21 protein-coding genes are annotated in these 19,810 nt (G+C 73.6%); 11 read left to right on the top strand and 10 right to left on the bottom strand.

The window, feature by feature from the left end; genetic code table 11:
* Positions 1–137: 137 nt before the first annotated feature.
* Positions 138–926: a serine protease gene (locus tag ABZ990_RS11030; RefSeq protein WP_361228658.1), complete on the bottom strand. Its 789-nt coding sequence runs from the start codon at positions 924–926 to the stop codon at positions 138–140.
* Positions 927–1,328: 402 nt separating this feature from the next.
* On the opposite strand from ABZ990_RS11030, the gene ABZ990_RS11025 reads away from it, so the two are divergent.
* The 3 genes from ABZ990_RS11025 to ABZ990_RS11015 all read left to right on the top strand — a co-directional run bounded on the left by ABZ990_RS11025 (position 1,329) and on the right by ABZ990_RS11015 (position 5,591).
* The gene (locus ABZ990_RS11025; protein ID WP_361228655.1) at positions 1,329–2,234 is read left to right on the top strand and encodes a hypothetical protein; all 906 of its coding nucleotides are present in this window, start codon (positions 1,329–1,331) and stop codon (positions 2,232–2,234) included.
* Positions 2,235–2,503: 269 nt separating this feature from the next.
* Positions 2,504–4,033: an ankyrin repeat domain-containing protein gene (locus tag ABZ990_RS11020; protein WP_361228652.1), complete on the top strand. Its 1,530-nt coding sequence runs from the start codon at positions 2,504–2,506 to the stop codon at positions 4,031–4,033.
* A 340-nt stretch (positions 4,034–4,373) separates the two neighbouring features.
* Positions 4,374–5,591, top strand: a complete 1,218-nt coding sequence (locus ABZ990_RS11015) for a DUF3103 family protein (RefSeq protein ID WP_361228649.1) — start codon at positions 4,374–4,376, stop codon at positions 5,589–5,591.
* A gap of 149 nt (positions 5,592–5,740) precedes the next feature.
* Here ABZ990_RS11015 and ABZ990_RS11010 read toward each other — a convergent pair whose 3' ends face one another.
* Together ABZ990_RS11010 and ABZ990_RS11005 are read right to left on the bottom strand one after the other, a co-directional pair.
* Positions 5,741–6,616, bottom strand: a complete 876-nt coding sequence (locus ABZ990_RS11010; protein ID WP_361228646.1) for an SDR family oxidoreductase — start codon at positions 6,614–6,616, stop codon at positions 5,741–5,743.
* 2 nt (positions 6,617–6,618) lie between these two features.
* Entirely contained in the window at positions 6,619–7,443 is an 825-nt protein-coding gene (locus tag ABZ990_RS11005; protein WP_361228643.1) for an SDR family oxidoreductase, read from the bottom strand.
* A 64-nt stretch (positions 7,444–7,507) separates the two neighbouring features.
* On the opposite strand from ABZ990_RS11005, the gene ABZ990_RS11000 reads away from it, so the two are divergent.
* From ABZ990_RS11000 to ABZ990_RS10985, 4 genes are read left to right on the top strand one after another with little or no spacing between them, the layout of a single operon-like run.
* Complete coding sequence (locus ABZ990_RS11000; RefSeq protein ID WP_361228640.1) at positions 7,508–8,269, top strand: enoyl-CoA hydratase family protein; 762 nt, start codon at positions 7,508–7,510, stop codon at positions 8,267–8,269.
* Entirely contained in the window at positions 8,266–9,186 is a 921-nt protein-coding gene (locus ABZ990_RS10995) for a CoA-transferase (RefSeq protein ID WP_361228638.1), read from the top strand. Before ABZ990_RS11000 ends, ABZ990_RS10995 begins: the two co-directional genes overlap by 4 nt.
* Complete coding sequence (locus tag ABZ990_RS10990) at positions 9,183–9,983, top strand: CoA-transferase (protein WP_361228635.1); 801 nt, start codon at positions 9,183–9,185, stop codon at positions 9,981–9,983. The genes ABZ990_RS10995 and ABZ990_RS10990 overlap by 4 nt, the downstream gene beginning before the upstream one ends.
* Positions 9,980–11,026, top strand: a complete 1,047-nt coding sequence (locus ABZ990_RS10985; protein WP_361228632.1) for a nitronate monooxygenase — start codon at positions 9,980–9,982, stop codon at positions 11,024–11,026. Before ABZ990_RS10990 ends, ABZ990_RS10985 begins: the two co-directional genes overlap by 4 nt.
* A 153-nt stretch (positions 11,027–11,179) precedes the next feature.
* Here ABZ990_RS10985 and ABZ990_RS10980 read toward each other — a convergent pair whose 3' ends face one another.
* From ABZ990_RS10980 to ABZ990_RS10950, 7 genes are all read right to left on the bottom strand, one after another.
* The gene (locus ABZ990_RS10980; RefSeq protein ID WP_361228629.1) at positions 11,180–11,386 is read right to left on the bottom strand and encodes a hypothetical protein; all 207 of its coding nucleotides are present in this window, start codon (positions 11,384–11,386) and stop codon (positions 11,180–11,182) included.
* Positions 11,383–11,922 (bottom strand): GNAT family N-acetyltransferase, encoded by a 540-nt coding sequence (locus ABZ990_RS10975; protein WP_361228626.1) that lies wholly within the window; start codon positions 11,920–11,922, stop codon positions 11,383–11,385. The genes ABZ990_RS10980 and ABZ990_RS10975 overlap by 4 nt, the downstream gene beginning before the upstream one ends.
* A 25-nt stretch (positions 11,923–11,947) precedes the next feature.
* Positions 11,948–12,112 (bottom strand): hypothetical protein, encoded by a 165-nt coding sequence (locus ABZ990_RS10970; RefSeq protein ID WP_361228623.1) that lies wholly within the window; start codon positions 12,110–12,112, stop codon positions 11,948–11,950.
* A 132-nt stretch (positions 12,113–12,244) separates the two neighbouring features.
* Positions 12,245–13,402 carry an acetyl-CoA C-acetyltransferase gene (locus ABZ990_RS10965; RefSeq protein WP_361228620.1) on the bottom strand — a complete coding sequence of 386 codons (1,158 nt, stop codon included), beginning with the start codon at positions 13,400–13,402 and terminating at the stop codon, positions 12,245–12,247.
* A 200-nt stretch (positions 13,403–13,602) separates the two neighbouring features.
* The gene (locus ABZ990_RS10960; RefSeq protein ID WP_361228617.1) at positions 13,603–14,223 is read right to left on the bottom strand and encodes a TetR/AcrR family transcriptional regulator; all 621 of its coding nucleotides are present in this window, start codon (positions 14,221–14,223) and stop codon (positions 13,603–13,605) included.
* 30 nt (positions 14,224–14,253) lie between these two features.
* A complete protein-coding gene (locus ABZ990_RS10955) occupies positions 14,254–15,174 on the bottom strand; it encodes an SDR family oxidoreductase (protein ID WP_361228614.1) in 921 nt (306 codons plus the stop codon).
* On the bottom strand, positions 15,171–16,316 hold the full coding sequence (locus tag ABZ990_RS10950) for an acyl-CoA dehydrogenase family protein (protein WP_361228611.1): 1,146 nt from the start codon (positions 16,314–16,316) through the stop codon (positions 15,171–15,173). Before ABZ990_RS10950 ends, ABZ990_RS10955 begins: the two co-directional genes overlap by 4 nt.
* Positions 16,317–16,426: 110 nt before the next feature.
* On the opposite strand from ABZ990_RS10950, the gene ABZ990_RS10945 reads away from it, so the two are divergent.
* The 4 genes from ABZ990_RS10945 to ABZ990_RS10930 all read left to right on the top strand — a co-directional run bounded on the left by ABZ990_RS10945 (position 16,427) and on the right by ABZ990_RS10930 (position 19,806).
* Positions 16,427–17,608 (top strand): acyl-CoA dehydrogenase family protein, encoded by a 1,182-nt coding sequence (locus ABZ990_RS10945; protein WP_361228608.1) that lies wholly within the window; start codon positions 16,427–16,429, stop codon positions 17,606–17,608.
* Positions 17,608–18,696, top strand: a complete 1,089-nt coding sequence (locus ABZ990_RS10940) for an acyl-CoA dehydrogenase (RefSeq protein WP_361228606.1) — start codon at positions 17,608–17,610, stop codon at positions 18,694–18,696. The genes ABZ990_RS10945 and ABZ990_RS10940 overlap by 1 nt, the downstream gene beginning before the upstream one ends.
* 105 nt (positions 18,697–18,801) lie before the next feature.
* Complete coding sequence (locus ABZ990_RS10935; RefSeq protein WP_361228603.1) at positions 18,802–19,422, top strand: DUF6058 family natural product biosynthesis protein; 621 nt, start codon at positions 18,802–18,804, stop codon at positions 19,420–19,422.
* An 87-nt stretch (positions 19,423–19,509) separates the two neighbouring features.
* A complete protein-coding gene (locus ABZ990_RS10930) occupies positions 19,510–19,806 on the top strand; it encodes a hypothetical protein (RefSeq protein ID WP_361228697.1) in 297 nt (98 codons plus the stop codon).
* The last annotated feature ends 4 nt before the right edge of the window (positions 19,807–19,810 follow it).

The raw sequence follows: 19,810 nt of genomic DNA, 5'->3' as shown, positions 1-19,810 counted from the left end.
TCGGAAGTGTGGTTGAGCGCGGTCTGTAAGCGTCGCTGCGCCTGATCTCTGAGGTGGCTGGGCCCGCCCGCCCTCGCGTGCGGGCGGGCGGGCGGCGTCGTGCCGTGTCGCGCGTCGTGTCGTGTCGCGGCTCGTCGCTACAGGGTGGCCGCGGCCGCCTTGATGGCGGCGGCGAAGGTGGACACCTCGCTGTAGACGCCGGGGTAGTTGGGCCGGGCGCAGCCCTGGCCCCAGCTCACGATGCCGACCTGGATCCAGGCGCCGGTGTCGTCCTTGCGGAACATCGGGCCGCCGGAGTCGCCCTGGCAGGTGTCGGTGCCGCCCTGCGGGTAGCCGGCGCAGATCTCGTCGCTGGGCACGAGGTCGCTGCCGTACGCCGTCTGGCAGTCGGCGTCGGAGACGAACGGGACGGTCGCCTTGAGCAGGTAGCGCTGCTGCGCGCCGCCCTCGCTGGCGGCGCCCCAGCCGGCGATGGTGAAGGTGCCGTTGTTGTAGGCGGTGGTCTCGGCGAGCTTCAGGTTGGCCAGGCCGCTGATGGGCGAGGCGAGCTTGATGAGGGCCCAGTCCTTGCCCATGCCGTTGTAGCCGGGGGCGCGGTAGACCTTGGTGGAGCGGACGTTGATGGCGCTGCTGGACTGGAGGTCGACGACGCCGGCGGTGGCGGTGATGCTGGTGTTGTTGCCGGTCGCGCTGACGCAGTGCGCCGCGGTGAGGACGACCTGGGGGCTGATCAGGGAGCCTCCGCAGCCCATGGAGAGCCTGACCATCCAGGGGAACTCGCCCTGGGCGGCGCGGGTGCCGCCGACGACGGGGTTGGGCGCGGCGGTGGCCGTGGTGGGCTGGAGGCTGACGGCGGCGAGAACGACGGCTCCGGTCGCGGCGAGCCTCTGGAGGGCGCGGACCAGTCTGTTCTTCTTCTGCTGCATGCGACTGCCTTCTTTCGTGGGGGGGGTTGCCCTTGATGACATGAGCCCGTCAAGGCGTGTCCCGGATTATGGACAGTGCCCGACAGGAGCCACAAGGTGGCCTTTTCGGCCAGATCGGCGAAGTCCGGGAGAGATCATCCTGAGGCTGGAGGAACAGGAGATATCGGAGGGTCCGGAGAGGCCGGGGAACGGGACGAGGTGGGGGGAGACAGAGGGGGCGGGAGAGGCAGGGAAGACGGGAGGAGGCGAGAGGATGCGGGAGGGGACAGGAGGAGACGGGAGCGGCCCGGGCGGCGGGAGGAAGGGAGGGGGACTCGGGAGAAACGACGGGGCGATCGGGTGACAAGGGCCGAGGAACGCCGGGCCACCGGCCGTACCCTGGACGGCAGGGGGTGGTCCGGCATGCCGAACGTGCCGCACAGCGAAGCAGTCTCCCGCGTCGAGCACGGGTTCCCGCATCTCGACACGGTCCGATCGTCGATCACGGCCCTCTACCGGCGCCTCTCCCCCGACGGTGTGCGCCGTTACGAGTCGAGCGTCCCGGCCTCGGAGGTGGCGGTCGGCACGGCCGAGGATCCGCACACCGGCGCCGCCCGCGCCGCCCGCACGCTCGTACAACATCTGCGACTCCCGGACGCCCCCACCCTGGTGACCTTCCATGCGATGGAACACGCGGCGAGCGTCGACCCGGCCGCGGGCCCCACGTACGCCGTCGAACTGAACGAACGCTTCCGCACCCATCGCACCGACATCGGCGCCGCGCTCGCCCACGAGATGACCCATGTGCTGCTGCACCGGCTCGGGCTCTCGTTCCCGACGACCGCCGAGAACGAGATCCTCACCGACGTCGTCACCACCTACCTCGGCGCGGGCTGGCTGCTGCTCGACGCGTTCCGGCAGGACGGCATGTCCAGCCAGAAGCTCGGCTATCTGACGCCGGAGGAGTTCGGCTACGTCCTCGCCAAACGCGCCGGGGTGTTCGGCGAGGACCCTTCCCCCTGGTTCACCAGCGCGGTGGCGTACGACGCGTGGGTACGGGGCCGGGCCGAGGCGGCGCGCGACTGGCGGCGGGCACCGCTGGCGGGCGCGGGGTGGGCCGCCCGGCGCCGCGCCCGGGCCGCCGGGGACCGGGTCTTCCCCTGTCCCGTCTGCGCGCAGCGGCTGCGGGTCCCGGACGGCGGCGCGGACGCCGGGCACGGCACCGGTCACGGCACCGGCCATGGCGGCGGGCACGGTGGTGGACATGGCGGACGCGGCGTCAGGGTCCGGTGCGGGGTGTGCCGTACGGCCCTGGAGTGCGCGCTCTGAGCCGTGTCCGTAACGGGTGTGGAGGCCGCTGATCGGGGCGAGGCGCCGGGCTCGTCGTACGGTCACACAGTCGTACGGGACTCACCTGCCCGGGCGGGGCAGCCCCGCAGGAGACCGCCTCCCGCACCCCAGGACCGGCCCAGCCGCCCGACCGGCCGCCCGACCGGCCACCTGACCGCCCTCGCGGGTCGGTGAACCCGCCGGGCCGAGGGATTTCCCGGGCCGCATCCCGAGTACGGCGCCGCTCCGGCGTGAGCCAGAATCGGCGCATGAATACGCTGTTCGACGCATTGACCGCCGGGGACGATGCGGTCGTCCGGGCCCTGCGGGCGGGTGCCGATCCCGAGGGCAGGTCCGACGGGGGCGAGACGCCGTTGTACGAGGCGGCCGTCCACAACCGGCCCGGCGCCGTGCGGCTGTTGCTGGCCGCCGGGGCCGATCCGGGGCGTGCGAGCGGCGAGGGCTCCGTCGATCTGCCGTTGTGCGGGGCGGCGTGCGGCGGGCACACCGAGGTCGTCCGGGCGCTGCTGGCGGCGGGCGCGGCGCCCGACCAGGAGGAGGAGTTCGGGTACACGGCCCTGGCCTGGGCGGCTCGGCTCGGGCACACGGAGGTGGCGCGGGAGCTGCTGGCGGCCGGCGCCGACCCCGGTCGGCCGGGTCCGGACGGGCTCGACCCGTTGACGGCCGCCGCCCGGCGCGGCTCGTCGTCCCTGGTGCGGACGCTGCTCGAACACGGCGCGGGCCGGGACCGGGAGGCGGCGGCCCGGGCGCTGGCCGAGGCGCGGCGGTGGATCGGCGCCGACATGGCGGCGGAGCTGCGGCGCGGGCTCGTTCAGGGCCGGGGCGGGGGCGCCGGGGACACCTACGAGGCGGTCGTGCGGCGGGTGCCCGAGGACGGCGGGATCACGGTGGTCGTCGAGCTGTTGCGGGAGGACGGGGCGCCGGGCAGCGGCGACGAGCGGCAGACGGGGCACGCGGCGATCGCCACGCTGCTGGAGGGCGCGCTGGGTCTGCCGGCGGTGCCGGAGGAGCTGGCCGGGCGGGCGCTGCGGTGCGGTGATCCGGAGCAGGAGGACTGGACCACGGCCGCGACCGCGCTCGTGGAGCGGGCCGGGGCGCCGGCCGCGCTGGCCGCCGCCGGTGCCTGGTGCGCGGATCCGGATCCGCTGCGCCGGGCGTTCGGGGCCCGGGTGCTGGGTGAGCTCTCCGCGGGGCCGGAGGGTGCCGGGGGTGCGGTGGAGGTGCTGCGCGCGCTGGCGGCGGGGTGCGCGCGGGCGTACCGGTCGGCGGATCCGCGGGCCCTCGGGGCGCGGGAGCCCGCGCTGTCCGCGGTGGTGGCGCTCGGGCGGCTGGCGGATCCGGCGGCCGTTCCGGAGCTGCTGGAGCTGGCCGGGCATCCCGATCCGCAGGTGCGGCAGCAGGTGGGCGCGGCGCTCGCGGGGTTGGTGCCCGCCGGGGACACGGTGGCGACCGGGGTGCTGGTGCGGCTCGCCCGCGATCCGGTGGCGCGGGTACGGGACTGGGCGACGCTCGCACTCGCCGAACTCCCCGACGACACGGCCGTGGTGCGGGACGCGCTCGCGGCGCGGCTCGCCGACCCGGATCCGGAGACGGCGGCCGAGGCGGCGCGCGGGCTGGCGATTCGTCAGGATCCGCGTGCGGTCGAGGTGTTGGCGGCGATCCTCGCCGACGGTGACGCCGAGGGGCCGGCTCGCGAGACGGCGCTGGCGGCCCTCGAACACCTCGTGGACCCGCGGGTCCGGACCCGTCTGGAGTGGACCGTGCCGCGCGGCCGGTGAGCCTCCGCCGGCTGCCACCCCCCTCAAGCCCCCTCGAACTCCCTCGAACCGCCGTCGCCTCCGGCTCGAACCGTGTTGTTTCCGGCGGCCGGTGACAAGTCGGCGGGCTCGTGTCCGACAGACCTTGTGGACATGACATGTACACGCCATCATGAGCTTCGCGGAGAAAATCTACCCGCATAGATCGCCTACGAGACCCGGGATTCCACCCCCCTTCCGGGTCTGCTTCGACACCCCTCGCACCACCCCGCCGACCGGCGGACGCCACCCCACGCACACGCGCGCACCCGCACCCCCCACCCGCACGCCCCCGACCGCTCCCACCCTGGAGGATCGAGCCGTGAGATCTCGTCCCACCCGACGCCCCCGCACCCTCGCCGCGACCGCGGCGACCCTGGTCGCGCTCTGCGCGGCCCAGACCCTGTCCGTGGCCTCCGCCGCCACCGCGGCTCCCGCCCCGGCCCCGGCCCCGTCCCACGACCGGGTGGCGGCCGCCGCGGCCCACTCCCGTACCGCCACCCGGGCCGCCGTCACCTCGGCCCAGGACCGGGCGGCGAAGGCCGTCGCGCGTTCGCTCGGCGACGCGGCCTGGAACAAGAGCCTGCGCACGGCCGCGCTGAAGTCGGCCGGGGTTCCCCTCGCCGCGAAGGCGACCGGGGCCCTGAAGACCCAACTCGCCGCCGCCGACCAGGACATCGTCCACGCCAAGGGCCTGGACGCGAAGACGGGTTCGCTGCTGGAGCTGCGTCTCGGCGACGAGTCGATGCGTTCCGCGCTGCTCGCCGGCGAGGAGCCGTGGGTGGCCGCCGCCGTCTCCGACGACGGCCTCACCACCGTCACCGCCTACGACAGCCGGGGCGTCGCGCACCGGCTGGACGCCGCCAAGGCGCCCGCGCGGCCCGTGTACGTCGTCGACGTCGACGGCGAGAAGGCGCTGGCGGCCGGTCTGGACGTCATGCGCGAGGAGTTCAACAAGGCGGGCGTTCCCTCCGCCGGACCCGGGGCCGTGAACACCACGACCGCCGCCCCGCAGTCGAAGACGGCCGGCGTGGCCGGGGCCGCGGCGGCCGGGTACTGGAGCACGAAGATCACGGCCGTCCACCTCAAGGACGACAAGGAGCCCTGGATCAAGGGCGGCGCCGAGATCTACAGCCTCGTCAGCGGCTTCGGCCAGGACGGCAAGGTCCGGGTCGACCCGGTGACCATGCCGTACATCAAGGACGACGGCGTCGTCTACTACCCGAACCAGCTCCTGGTCAACTGGTCGAACTACAAGTACAACCTGGCCGACGTCGTGATGATGGAGGAGGACGGCAGCACCAACTACCGCGACCTCGCCAAGGCGATCGCGACCGTCCTGCTCACCATCACCGACCAGGGTGCCTACATCCCGCTGGTGAACGCGATCCTGGACGCCATCCCGGACTCCTGGTGGACCGACGACCCGGACTACGTCGACAGCTGGTACACCCTGGCCAAGACGAGCAAGGGCACCCTCAACGGCGCCAGCAACAACGGCTACATGACCGTCGAGCCGTACTTCGTCTCGCAGCTCTGATCCCCCGCGCGTCCGCGCCTCGCACGGACAGGTGGAGGGCGATCGCGCGCACGGGGACACCCGAACGGGGCCCGCGGAGACATCAGTTCTCCGCGGGCCCCGCCGCGTCCGTTCCCCGGCCGTCCTCGGCCACCCCCGCCCGGCCCGTGTCAGGCTCCGTACACGGGGCCCGGCGGGGTGGCGGAGGCCAGGAGCTTCAGGGCGGCCTCGCCCACTTCGGCGGGGGTCCAGCGGGACCCCTTGTCGGCGGTGGGGCCGGAGTGCCAGCCCTCCATGACGGTCAGCCGCCCGCCCTCGGCCTCGAAGATCCGGCCGGTGACCCCGGCCGACGCGGCCGAGCCGAGCCAGACGACCAGCGGCGAGACGTCCTCGGGCGGCGCGGCGAGGTCCCCGAAGGTCCGCTCGGTCATCCGGGTGCGGGCGGCCGGGGCGATGGCGTTGACCTGGACCCCGTACCCGGCCAGCTCGGCCGCCGCGACCAGGGTCAGACCGACGATCCCGGCCTTGGCGGCGGCATAGTTGGCCTGCCCGACACTCCCCAACAGGCCCGCCCCGGATGTGGTGTTGACGACCCGGCCCGCGACGGGCCGGCCCTCCTTGGCTTCGGTGCGCCAGTACGCGGCCGCGTGCCGCAGGGGCAGGAAGTGGCCCTTCACATGGACGCGCAGCACCGCGTCGAAGTCGGTCTCGGTGAGATTGACGAGCATCCGGTCCCGCAGGAAGCCGGCGTTGTTGACGAGGGTGTCGAGCCGCCCGTACGTCTCCAGCGCGATCCGCACCAGGGACGACGCGCCCTGCTCGCTCGCGATGTCGCCGCCGTGCGCGACGGCCTCGCCGCCCGCCGCCCGGATCTCGGCGACCACGGCGGCCGCCGCCTCGCCGCCCGAGCCCCGGCCGTCGAGGCCGACGTCCAGGTCGTTGACGACGACCTTCGCGCCCTCGGCGGCGAAGGCCAGGGCGTGGGCGCGGCCGAGGCCGCGGCCGGCACCGGTCACGATCACCACGCGTTCGTCGCACAGACCCATGGTCAGTTCTCCTTGTCCGTTCGGGTGTTGACGGTCGCCGCGGCCAGGAAGGCGGGTCGTTCACCGCCTCCGTGCAGCAGCAGCGAGGCGCCGGAGACGTAGGCCGCCCGGTCGGAGGCGAGGAAGACAGCGGCCTCGCCGGCGTCGGACGGTTCGGCGAGCCGGCCGAGCGGGATGGTGCGCCCGATGGCCGTGAGGCCGTCGGCGTCGCCGTAGTGCAGGTGGGACAGTTCGGTACGGACCATGCCCAGGACGAGGGTGTTCACGCGGACTTCGGGGGCCCATTCGACGGCCATCGAGCGGGCCAGGTGCTCCAGACCGGCCTTCGCGGCACCGTAGGCGGCGGTGCCGGGCGAGGGACGGGTGCCGCTGACGCTGCCGATCATGACGACGGAGCCTCGGGTGGCACGCAGCAGAGGATACGCGGTGAGGGAGGCGGCGAGCGGGACGATCAGGTTCAACTCGACGACTCGGGCGTGTCGTTCGACCTGGCCGCGTCCTGTGTCGCCGCGCCCTGCTTCGCCGTGTTCGGCGTCGCTCCGTTCGCCGAGGAGGCGGTACGGGGTGCCGCCCGCGTTGTTGACGAGGGTGTCGAGCCGCCCGTACCGCTCGGCGACGCGGGCGAACAGAGCGGCCACCTCGTCCGGCCGCCGCAGGTCGACGGGGTGGTACGCGGCCTCGCGGCCGGAGGCGGCGATCGGGGCGTCCGGGGGGCGGCGGGCGCAGACGACGACCTCGGCACCGGCTCGCAGGAAGGCCCGGGCGATTCCGGCGCCGACGCCCCGGGTGCCGCCGGTGACGACGGCGACCCTCCCCTCCAGCTCCATCGGCTGCTACCTTCCTCCCAGAGTTACCTAACAAACGTTTGGTGGAAAGGTAGCTGATCCGCTCATGGGTGTCTCCACCTCTCGCCCGGAACCGGGCATCGCCGTCGTCACCGTCGACTTCCCACCCGTCAACGCCCTTCCCGTGCGCGGCTGGTACGACCTCGCCGACGCCGTCCGCGCCACCGGGCAGGATCCGGAGACCCGCTGTGTCGTGCTCGCCGCCGAGGGACGCGGCTTCAACGCGGGCGTCGACATCAAGGAGTTGCGGCGCGACCCGGGCCATGACGCGCTCCTCGGCGTCAACCACGGCTGCGCGGCGGCCTTCGCCGCCGTCTACGACTGCGAGGTGCCGGTGGTCGCGGCGGTGGGCGGCTTCTGCCTGGGCGGCGGTGTCGGGCTCGCCGGCAACGCCGACGCGATCGTGGCCGCCGAGGACGCGGTCTTCGGGCTGCCGGAACTCGACCGGGGCGCGCTCGGCGCCGCCACCCATCTCGCCCGTCTCGTCCCCCAGCATCTGACGCGCGCGCTCTACTACACCGCGCGCACCGTCACCGCGCACGAACTGCACGCCCACGGCTCGGTCTGGCGAGTGGTCCCGCGCACGGAACTCCTGCCTTCCGCCCTGGAGTTGGCGGGCGAGATCGCGGCGAAGGACGGCACGCTGCTCCGGCTGGCCAAGGCCGCTCTCAACGGCATCGATCCGGTCGACGTCCGCCGCAGCTACCGCTTCGAGCAGGGCTTCACCTTCGAGGCCAACCTCAACGGCGTCGCCGGCCGGGTCCGCGACACGTTCGGCTCCCCCGACGCGAAGGAGGCGCGGGCATGAGCGGCGGGGCCGAAGAGATCGACAGGCCCGGTGCTCCCGGCGGGCCGGACAAGGTGCTGACGCCCGACGAGGTCGCGGGCCGGCTGCGCTCCGGGATGACGGTCGGGATCGGCGGCTGGGGCTCCCGGCGCAAGCCGATGGCGCTGGTGAGAGCGGTGCTCCGGGCCGGGATCGGTGATCTGACGGTGGTGTCGTACGGCGGTCCCGACGTCGGCATGCTCGCCGCCGCAGGCCGGATCCGCCGGCTCGTCGCCCCCTTCGCCACCCTCGACTCGATCCCCCTCGAACCCCACTTCCGGGCCGCCCGCGAGCACGGCACCCTCGAACTGACCGAGCTGGACGAGGCGATGTTCATGTGGGGCCTGCACGCGGCCGCCAACCGGCTGCCGTTCCTGCCGGTGCGCGCGGGGCTCGGCTCCGATGTGATGCGGGTCAACCCCGGGCTGCGGACGGTGCGTTCGCCGTACGAGGACGGCGAGGAGTTCGTCGCCGTGCCCGCGCTGCGCCTCGACGCGGCGCTCGTCCATCTGGACCGCGCCGACCGCCGGGGCAACGGCCAGTATCTCGGGCCCGATCCGTACTTCGACGACCTGTTCTGCGAGGCCGCCGACACCGCGTACGTCTCCTGCGAACGGCTGGTCGACGGCTTCGGGCCGGACACCGTCCCGCAGACCCTGCTGGTCTCCCGGCACACCGTCACCGGGGTCACCGAGGCCCCGAACGGGGCGCACTTCACCTCGGCGGCCCCCGACCACGGGCGCGACGAGGCGTTCCAGAAGCTGTACGCGACCACGCCCTGGCCCGCGTTCGCCGCACGCTTCCTGTCCGGCAAGAGCGAGGACGACTACCAGGCCGCCGTCCGCGCCTGGCACGAGGAACGGAGCGCGGGCGACGCGCGCGAGGAGGGACGGGCATGACGACAGCGGACACCGGACCGGCGACCCCCGCTGCCGAGGCCACCCCTTCCGTCGAATCCGTCGAAGCCACGCCGCCGGCCACCCGGGCCGAGGTCTGCGTGGTGGCCTGCGCCGAGGCGTGGCGGGGCGACGGGGAAATCCTGGCCAGCCCGATGGGTCTCGTCCCGGCCCTCGGCGCCCGCCTCGCCCGGCGGACCTTCGCCCCCGAACTGCTGCTCACCGACGGCGAGGCGCTCCTGGTCGGCCTCGACGGGCGGCCCGAGGGCTGGCTGCCGTACCGCAGACATCTGGCCCTGGTGACCGGCGGGCGGCGGCACGTGATGATGGGCGCGAGCCAGATCGACCGGTACGGCAACCAGAACATCTCCTGCGTCGGCGACTGGCACCGGCCGACCCGCCAACTCCTCGGTGTACGCGGCGCCCCGGTCAACACCCTGAACAATCCCGTGAGTTACTGGATCCCCCGGCATTCGCTCCGGGTGTTCGTCGAGCGCGTCGACATGATCAGCGGGGTCGGCTACGACCACGCCACGGGCCCGTACCACCGGCTCCCCCGGGTCGTCACCGATCTGGCCGTGCTCGACTTCGCGACGCCCGACCACCGGATGCGGCTCGCGTCCACCCACCCGGGCGTCACCGTGGCCGAGGTGCGGGCCGCGACCGGCTTCGGCCTCGCCGTCGACGGCCCCGACGAGGAGGTACCGGTGACGCGCGCGCCGGACCCCGTCGAACTGCGGCTGATCCGCGAGGTCCTCGATCCCGGCGGGCGGCGCGAGCGCGAGGTGGGACCCCGGTGAGAACGGCCCTGACCGAACTGACCGGCGTACGGCACCCGATCGTGCAGACCGGCATGGGCTGGGTCGCCGGGCCCCGGCTGGTGTCGGCCACCGCGAACGCCGGCGCCCTCGGTATTCTCGCCTCCGCCACCATGAGCACCGGACGACTCCGGTCCGCCGTACGGGAGGTGAGGTCCCGCACCGACCGGCCGTTCGGGGTCAATCTGCGGGCGGACGCGGGCGACGCCCGGGAACGGGTCCGGATCATCGTCGAAGAGGGCGTCCGGGTCGCGTCGTTCGCGCTCGCGCCGTCACGGGAGCTGATCGCCGAGCTGAAGGACGCCGGGGTCGTCGTCATTCCATCGGTCGGGGCCCGCCGGCACGCCGAGAAGGTCGCCGCCTGGGGCGCGGACGCCGTGGTCGTCCAGGGCGGCGAGGGCGGCGGACACACCGGCGAGGTGGCGACGACGGTCCTGCTGCCGCAGGTGGTGGACGCCGTCGGGATCCCCGTGATCGCGGCGGGCGGCTTCCACGACGGGCGCGGTCTGGTCGCCGCGCTGTCCTACGGGGCGGCGGGCGTCGCCATGGGCACCCGTTTCCTCCTCACCTCGGACTCGACCGTCCCCGACGCCGTCAAGGCCCGCTATCTGGCGGCGGTTCCCCGGGACGCCCTCGTCACCACCGCCGTCGACGGGCTGCCGCACCGGATGCTGCGCACCGAGATGGTCGACGCGCTCGAACGCGCGGGCAGAGTACGGGCGTTGGCGCACGCGGTCCGGCGGGCGGCGGCCTTCCGCCGGGTGTCGGGGCTGTCCTGGACGGCGATGGTCCGCGACGGCCGGGCCCTGCGGCACGGCAAGGATCTGTCCTGGAGCCAGGTCCTGCTCGCCGCGAACACCCCGATGCTGCTGAGGGCCGCGCTCGTCGAGGGCCGCACGGATCTGGGGGTGATGGCCTCGGGGCAGGTGGCGGGGGTGATCGAGGATCTGCCGAGCTGCCGGGAGCTGGTGGACCGGATCATGACGGAGGCGGCGGAGGTGCTGCGGACCCTGCCCTGCCCGTAGGGGACGCGGGCCCGCAAGGGACACGCCCGCCCCTGACCCGTAAGGGCCGTAAGGGCCGTAAGGGCCGTAAGGGCCGTAAGGGCCGTAAGGGCCGTAAGGGCCGTAAGGGCAACGCTCCCCTACGGCCCCTGGTCTCCCCGAAGGGGCCGAGGACTACGCCTCGGTCTCCTCCGCGTCGCCCGGCTCTTCCGGCCGGTTCTTCGCCTCCTCGGCCTCCGTACCGTTCTCGGTCTCGGCGTCGACCGGCGCGATGCGGTTCGAGACGCGGCCCGGGTCCACCATGTTGTCCTCCTGTGGGTTGTGTCCGCGCGGGGTGCGCGGGGTGTTCACCGGGAACCGGTCGATTCCCGGCAGGTTCACGAAGTGCGGCGCAGGCGCTCGTTCGACATCGCGAACAGCAGATAGTCGGCGTGGGTGCCGCGCTCCGCCGCGTACTGCTTCTCCCGGCCCCACTCTTCGAAGCCCACCCGCCGCAGAAGCCTCGCGGACGCCGTGTTGCGGGTGTCGCAGGCGGCGGTGATCCGCCGGACACCCCGGGTGAAGAGCCGGTCGGCCACCGCCGCCATCGCCTCGGTGGCATAGCCGTGCTGCCGCACGTCCGGGGCGAGCGTGATGCCCATCGCCGCCTGGCCGCCCCCGGCCTCGATCGCGACGGCGAGGTCGCCGATCAGACCGGGACGCCGGTTCCGCTCGATCGCGTACTGGAAGAAGCCCGGCCCGTCGGGGTTCTCCGCGCGGTAGCCCGCGACGATCTTCTCGGCCTCCGCCCGGCCGATCGGCGAGCGCCAGGTCTGGTAGCGGGCGACCGACGGATCGGAGCGGTACCGGGCCAGGGCGGGCGCGTCGTCGGTGCGGAAGCGGCGCAGCCGGAGGCGGCGCGTCACGATGTCGGTCATCGCCGGTCCCCGTCGTACGGCCGGGCTAGACGCAACCCATGGTGTTGCCGCTGCATCCCTTGGGCGCCGTCACCGCGGGGGCGGGCGTCGTGGACACGGCGTGGGCGGACGCGGTCGGCACGGCCACGGCGCCGAGCACCAGGGCCGCCGCCCCGCCGATGATCACTCGAAGAACTGTCTGCCTGAGCACGAGGGGCCTCCAGGGTCGTCGCGAAGAGAACGTCGACTCTCAGTAAGCAGCCCTCCGATCACCTATCGGTCGACAACCGATATACGGTCCCGTAAGACCCGTATATCGGGTACAGCCCGTAAGGGATCCGTCCTACAGCCGTTCGATGATCGTCACGTTGGCCTGGCCGCCGCCCTCGCACATGGTCTGGAGGCCGTAGCGGCCGCCGGTGCGTTCCAGTTCGTTCAGCAGGGTCGTCATCAGCCGGACGCCGGTCGCGCCGAGCGGGTGGCCGAGGGCGATGGCGCCGCCGTTGACGTTGACGCGGTCCGGGTCGGCGCCGGTCTCCTTGAGCCAGGCGAGGACGACCGGTGCGAACGCCTCGTTGATCTCGACCAGGTCGATGGCGTCCATCGTCAGCCCGGTCTTCTTCAGCGCGTGCGCGGTCGCCGGTATCGGCGCGGACAGCATCCGGATCGGGTCCTCGCCGCGTACGGAGAGATGGTGGATCCGGGCGCGGGGCGTCAACCCGTGGGTGCGGAGCGCCCGTTCGCTCGCGAGCAGCATCGCGGCGGCTCCGTCGGAGATCTGGGAGGAGCAGGCGGCGGTGATGGTGCCGCCCTCGACGACCGGCGCGAGGCCCGCCATCTTGGCGAGGCTGGTGTCCCGGCGCGGCCCCTCGTCGGCGGTGACCTGCCCGTACGGGACGATCTCGCGCGCGAACCGGCCCTCGTCGCTCGCGCGGACCGCCCGCCGGTGCGAACGCAGGGCGAACTCTTCCTGGTCGCGGCGGGTGATGTGCCAGGTGGCTGCGATCAGTTCGGCGCCGTGGAACTGGTCGACGGGCGCGTTCCCGTACCGTGCGCGCCAGCCCTCGGATCCGGCGTACGGGCCCTCGGTGAGGCCCAGTGGTGCGGCGGCCCGCCGGGAGGCGAAGGCGATCGGGATCATCGTCATGTTCTGGGTGCCGCCCGCGACGACCAGGTCCTGGGTGCCGGACAGGATGCCCTGGGCGGCGAAGTGCACGGCCTGCTGGGAGGAGCCGCACTGGCGGTCGACGGTGACGCCGGGGACCTCCTCGGGCAGTCCGGCGGCCAGCCAGGAGGTGCGGGCGATGTCACCCGCCTGCGGGCCCACGGTGTCGAGGCAGCCGAAGACGACGTCCTCGACGGCGGCCGGGTCGATGCCGGTACGCCGGACCAGGGCGGTCAGGACGTGGGCACCGAGGTCGGCCGGGTGGACCGCGCCGAGGCCGCCCCTGCGGCGGCCCACCGGGGTGCGGACCGCGTCGACGATGTATGCCTCGGCCATGACTGTTCCTCCTGTGCCTGGTGGACTGCGGGCGTTGACGGCCCTTGGACGTCCGGGGCGCTCGTCGCCCAGGGCACGCGTACGCCCAGGGCACTGGTACGCCCAGGGCGCTCGTACACCCAGGGCACGCGTACACCCAGGGCGCTCGTCGCCCCGGGCGCCGGCCGCCCCGGGCACGGCCCCTCAGGCCCCTCGGACGTCTAGGGCATGCGTACGGCGATCCCGTCGAGCACCATCGACAGGTACTGGCGGGCGATCTCCTCCGGGCTGTGCTGCCCGCCCGGCCGGTACCAGCTCGCGGCGACCCACACGGTGTCGCGGACGAAGCGGTAGGTGAGGCGGATGTCGAGGTCGGCGCGGAAGACGCCGGCCGCGACCCCGCGTTCCAGGGTGCCGAGCCATGCCTGTTCGAACCTGACCTGGGATTCGGCGAGGTAGTGGAAGCGGGGCTGGTCGGTGAGGTGGCGGGCTTCGCGCTGGTAGATCGCGACGGCGGCGCGGTGCCGGTCGATCTCGCGGAAGGATTCGGTGACGAGGGCCTCGATGGTCTCCCGGGGGCCGAGGCCGGCGGCGAGGACGGTGTCGTAGCCGTCCCACAGTTCGGTGAGGAAGGTGGAGAGGATCTCGTCGAGCATCGATTCCTTGGAATCGAAGTGGTAGTAGAGGCTGCCGGCGAGCAGGCCCGCCGCGTCGGCGATCTGGCGGACGGTGGTGGCGTCGTAGCCCTGGGCGGCGAACACCTCGGCGGCGGTGCCGAGGAGTTCCCCGCGCCGCGCGGGCGGGGTGGGCGTCACCTGCGTCTTCTTCTTGGTGGATGGCACCTGTCCATTCTCGCGCCCCCGTACGGGTACTCAGGGGTGCCGGCTGCTGACGGAGACCGTCTCGCCGGTCATGTAGGAGGTGTAGTCGCTGGCGAGGAGGACGATGACGTTGGCGACCTCCCAGGGTTCGGCGTGCCGGCCGAACGCCTCGCGCGCGGTGAGCTCCTGGAGGAGTTCGGCGGAGGTGACCTTGACCAGGTGGGGGTGGAGGGCGAGGGAGGGGGCGACGGCGTTGACGCGGACGCCGTACGCGGCGGCCTCGACGGCGGCACAGCGGGTCAGGGCCATCACGCCCGCCTTGGCGGCGGCGTAGTGGGCCTGGCCGGCCTGGGCACGCCAGCCGACGACGGAGGCGTTGTTGACGATCACGCCGGTACGCCGAACCCCTTGGGCCCTTTGGAGCCCTTGGATGTTGTGCGCGTCGCGGAAGTGGCGCAGGGCGGCGCGGGTGCAGCGCATGGTGCCGGTGAGGGTGACGTCCAGGACGCGGTGCCATTGGTCGTCGGTCATGTCGGCGAGTTCGGCGGTGCCGCCGAGGCCGGCGTTGTGGACGAGGACGTCGAGGCCGCCGTGGAGCCGTACCGCCGTGTCGTACAGCGCCTGGACCTGCGTCTCGTCGGTGACGTCGCAGGGCTGGGCGGCGACCCGTCCGGCGCCGAACTCGGCGGCGAGGTCGGCCTCCGCCTGCGCGAGGCGGCGGGTGTGGGTGTCGCTGACGAGGACGCGGGCGCCTTCCTCCAGGAGGCGGCGGGCGGTGGCGCCGCCGATGCCGGCTCCGGCGGCGGCGGTGACGACGGCGGTGCGGCCGGCGAGCAGCCCGTGCCCGGGGACGTACGGCGGAGGGGGTACGGGGGTACGGGGTGGCGAGCCGGGCGGGTTCGGGGCACGGGGGCCGTCCGGCGGGCCGGGCGTACGGGGGGTGTCCGGCGGGTCCGGCGTACGGGGGGTCATGGGCGCGGCTCCTTCGGGAGGCCGAGTACCCGCTCGGCGAGGAGGTTGCGCTGGATCTCGCTGGATCCGGCGTAGATGGTGTCGGCACGGGAGAAGAGGAACAGCCGCTGCCAGTCGTCGAGTTCGTACGGTGCGGCGGTGGCCAGGGTGGCGGCGGCGCCTCGGATGTCCATGGCGAGTTCGCCGAGGTCGCGGTGCCAGTGGGACCAGGCGAGCTTGGTCAGGGAGGGGTCGGTGCCGCACAACGCGTGGGCGCGCAGGGTGCGCAGTCCGGCCCAGGCCCGGACGAGCCGGTCGTGGACGAGCGGGTCGGCGGCGGTGCCGTTCGCGCGGGCGAGGGCGGTGAGGGCGTCGAGTTCGCGGCGGAAGCCGACCTGTTGGCCGAGGGTGGAGACGCCGCGTTCGTGGCCGAGGGTGGCCATGGCGATCTTCCAGCCGTCGCCGGGGGCGCCGACGACATGGCCGGCCGGGGTGCGGGCGCCGTCGAAGAAGACTTCGTTGAACTCGCTGGTGCCGGTGAGCTGGGTGAGGGGCCGGATGGTGACGCCGGGCTGGTCGAGCGGGACGAGGAGGTAGGACAGTCCGGCGTGGGGGCGGGCGCCGGGGGCGCGGGGCGTGGTGCGGGCGAGGACGAAGCACCACTGGGCGTGGTGGGCGAGCGAGGTCCAGGTCTTCTGGCCGTCCACGATCCACTCGTCGCCGTCGCGGACGGCGCGGGTGCGGACGGCGGCGAGGTCGGAGCCGGCGCCGGGTTCGCTGTAGCCCTGGCACCACAACTCTTCCACCGCTCGGATGCGGGGAAGGAATCGGGCCTTCTGCGCCTCGGTGCCGTGGTCGAGGAGGGTGGGGCCGAGGAGTTGTTCGCCGATGTGGTTGACGCGGGCGGGGGCGTCGGCGAGCGCGTACTCCTCGTGGAACGCGATCTGCCGCGCGAGGTCCGCGCCGCGCCCGCCGTACTCCTCGGGCCAGCCGACGCAGGTCCAGCCGTGGTCGGCCATGTGCCGTTCCCAGGCGAGGCGTTCGGCGAACGCCTCGTGCTCCCGGCCGGGGCCGCCGAGGCCCTTCAGGGCGGCGAACTCGCCGGTGAGCCGGGTCTGCAGCCAGTCGCGTATCGCGGCGCGGAACTCCTCGACGCTGCTCATGGCCGTACGTTAACCTACCAAACACTTGTTAGGGAAGGATGTGCAGCCGCCATGCCGGACATTCCCGACCCCCTTCAACTGCCCTGTGTTTCACGGGGGTTGATGCACTGATGGACCTCTCGTACAGCGCCGGGGAGGAGGAGTTCCGCGCCGAGGCCCGCGCCTGGCTGCGCGCCCACGTACCGGCGGAGCCGCTGCCGTCGCTGGAGACCGCGGAAGGGTTCGCCGCCCACCGTGCCTGGGAGGCCGAACTGGCCGCCGGGGGCTGGTCGGTGGTGTCCTGGCCGGAGCGGTACGGGGGCCGGGACGCCGATCTCACGCGCTGGCTGCTCTTCGAGGAGGAGTACTACGCGGCGGGCGCTCCCGGCCGGGTCTCGCAGAACGGCGTCAGCCTGCTCGCTCCCACCCTCTTCGCGTACGGCACCGAGGAGCAGCGGGCCCGGGTGCTGCCGTCCATGGCGACGGGCGGGACGATCTGGGCGCAGGCGTGGTCGGAGCCGGAGGCGGGTTCCGATCTGGCCTCGCTCACCTCGCGCGCGGTGCGTACGGACGGCGGATGGCTGCTGTCCGGGCAGAAGACCTGGTCGTCACGGGCCGCCTTCGCCGACCGGGCCTTCGGGATCTTCCGCAGCGACCCCGGGCCGGCGGCGGAGGGCCGGCCGCACCGGGGCCTGACGTATCTGATGTTCGACCTGCGGGCGCCCGGGGTGACCGTACGGCCCATCGGCCGGCTCGACGGCCGCCCGGCCTTCGCCGAACTCTTCCTGGACGAGGTGTTCGTGCCGGACGAGGACGTCGTCGGCGACCCCGGGCAGGGCTGGCGCATCGCGATGTCCGCCACCGGCAACGAGCGCGGGCTCACGCTTCGCTCCCCCGGGCGCTTCCTGGCCGCCGCCGACCGGCTCGTACGGCTGTGGCGGGAGCGGTCCGGGGAATCGGAGGGGGCGGAAGGGCTCGTGGGGGCGGGCGCGGGCTTGGGCGACCGGGTGGCGGACGCGGTGATCGGGGCGCGCGCGTACCAGTTGTTCACGGTGGCGGGCGCGGCGCGGCTCGCGGAGGGCGGGGATCTCGGCGCGGAGTCGAGCCTGAACAAGGTGTTCTGGTCAGGGCTCGACCTCGCCCTGCACGAGACGGCGCTGGACCTGCTGGGCGAGGAGGGAGAGTGGGCGGATTCACCGTGGGCCGAGGGATACGTCTTCGCCCTCGCGGGGCCGATCTACGCGGGCACCAACGAGATCCAGCGCGACATCATCGCCGAGCGCCTGCTCGGCCTGCCGAAGGGCCGCCGCTGATGCGTTTCCTGCCGACCGGTGAACAGCGCGCCTTCGCGCGTTCCCTGGACGCGATGCTCACCGCCGCCGGTACGCCGGGCGTGGCACGGGCCTGGGCGGCGGGCGACCGCGCGCCGGGGCAGGAGCTGTGGAAACGGCTCGGCGCGGCAGGGGTGTTCGCGCTCGCGGCCCCCGAAGAGTACGAGGGGGTGGGGCCGCTGCCGGTCGAACTCGCCTACGCCTTGGTGGAGTCGGGCCGACACGCGGTACCCGGTCCGCTGGTGGAGACGGTCGCGGCGACGGTCCTGCTCGCGGAACTCGCCCGACTCGCCGAGCCGGACGGGGGTGAGGGTGGAGGCGGGGGCGGGACCGGAGCCGGAGCCGGAGCCGGAAGTGGTACGGCCGGCCCGGCGAAGCGGCTGCTGCCCGGCCTCGTCGCGGGCGAGACCGTCGCGACGCTCGTCCTGGCCGCCGAGGGCTCGCCGTACGCGCTGGACGCCGACGCCGCCGATGTCGTCCTGGTCGTCACCGGCCCCGGGGACGAGCTGTGGCTCGCGCCGGGGCACGGGGAGGTGCGGATCTCGGCCGATCCCGTACGGCGTCTGGCCCGACCCCTGCCCGGGGGCGAACTCCTCGCCGCCGGACCGGCGGTACGCGCGGCGGCGCGGCGGGCCCGCGACTGTGCGCTGCTCGCGACGGCGGCCCAATCACTGGGCGTGGGGCTCACGTTGCTCGACCGGACGGTGGCGTACGCCTGGCAGCGCACCCAGTTCGGTGCCCCGATCGGCTCGTTCCAGGCGGTCAAGCACCGGCTCGCGGACACCTTGATCGGCCTGGAGTTCGCCCGCCCGCTCCTCTTCGGGGCGGCGCTCACCTTCGAGAGCGGCGATCTCGCCGCGGCCAAGGTCGCGACCGGCGAAGCCGCGTACGCGGCGGCCCGTACCGCCCTCCAGATCCATGGCGCCCTCGGCTACACCGACGAACTCGATCTCTCCCTCTGGCTCCGCAAGGCCCGCCCCCTCCGCGACGCCTGGGGCACCCCGTCCTGGTGCCGCGCCCGGGTCCTCGCCGCCCATCGTTCGGCGAGCGCCGAACCGTCCGGCCTCTAGCGTGCGAAGTCCACGCGGAAGACCCCGCGCCGACGCCACCGAAGGACCCCCGTGCCGCACATTCCGACCCAACCGACCCAGCCGACCGTGCCGACGGCACCGCCCATGACCACCGTGTCCGCCGCACCGGCCACCGATCCGAAGCGGCGAATCGTCGACAGGTTCCACGAGGTCAACGGCGTCCATCCCATGACCGAGGCCGATGACGCCTATGTCAGCGCGCAGTTCGTCACCTTGGAGCGGCTGTGCGAGGTGCGGGGCCGTGACGCCGACGCGGTCCGCGGACTGATGCTGGCCGGGCGCTTGCCGCTTCCCGGCTATCTGCGCTCCGACGGCGCCGAGATGGTGCCGGCCGACCTGTTCGCGCTCGCCGACGAGGCCGGGGGCGTCGATCTGCTGGAGGCGTGGTTCACCGCGCACTGGCCCGCCGACCCGGCCACCGGACAGGCGGAGTGGGACGCGTATCTCAGCGGGCAGTACGTCTGTCTGCACACCGTGACCCCGGCCACCATCCAGCGCAAGGAGCGGCTGACGGGCGCGATCGACGCGGCCATGGACGAGCCGGACGCCGGTTCGGCGCCGTGGTCCGCGCGCCTCCACGCCCTGGTCGACGAACTCGACGCCCTGGAACCGGCGTTCACCGCGTACGACCGTATCCGGTTCGGCGGCCCGACCTCCCGGGACACCTGCGTCGACGCGATCCGCGCCCGCCACCCGCGCCGTTGACCCGGGGCCGGGCGAAGAATTCGGGAGGTGCCCACGGCAGGACGTGCTCTACTTCCGGTCGTGACCACCCGACACTGTTGCGACTCGATGGCCCGCCACGTGAATGTGCGCTGTGACCTGCACGACGACCCGTTCGACTGCCCGGACGCGCTGATCGATTTCAGCGCCAAGTTCCAGGAGTACGGACTGATCATCCACGACGGCGGAACGTCGAGCTCCTCGATCGACTTCTGCCCCTGGTGCGGAGCCCGCCTTCCCGAATCTCAGCGGGACCGCTGGTTCGAGGAGCTGGAGCGGTGCGGGATCGACCCGTGGGAGGACGAGGTGCCCGCCGAGTTCGAGGACGAGCGCTGGCTGACCGCACCCGAGAACGCCACGTCGTAGCGCC

The sequence above is a fragment of the Streptomyces sp. NPDC046203 genome (genome assembly GCF_040646255.1).
Lineage (GTDB): Bacteria > Actinomycetota > Actinomycetes > Streptomycetales > Streptomycetaceae > Streptomyces.
Note: the sequence above shows the minus strand (reverse complement) of the source record. Positions and strands in the feature narration are given on the sequence as shown.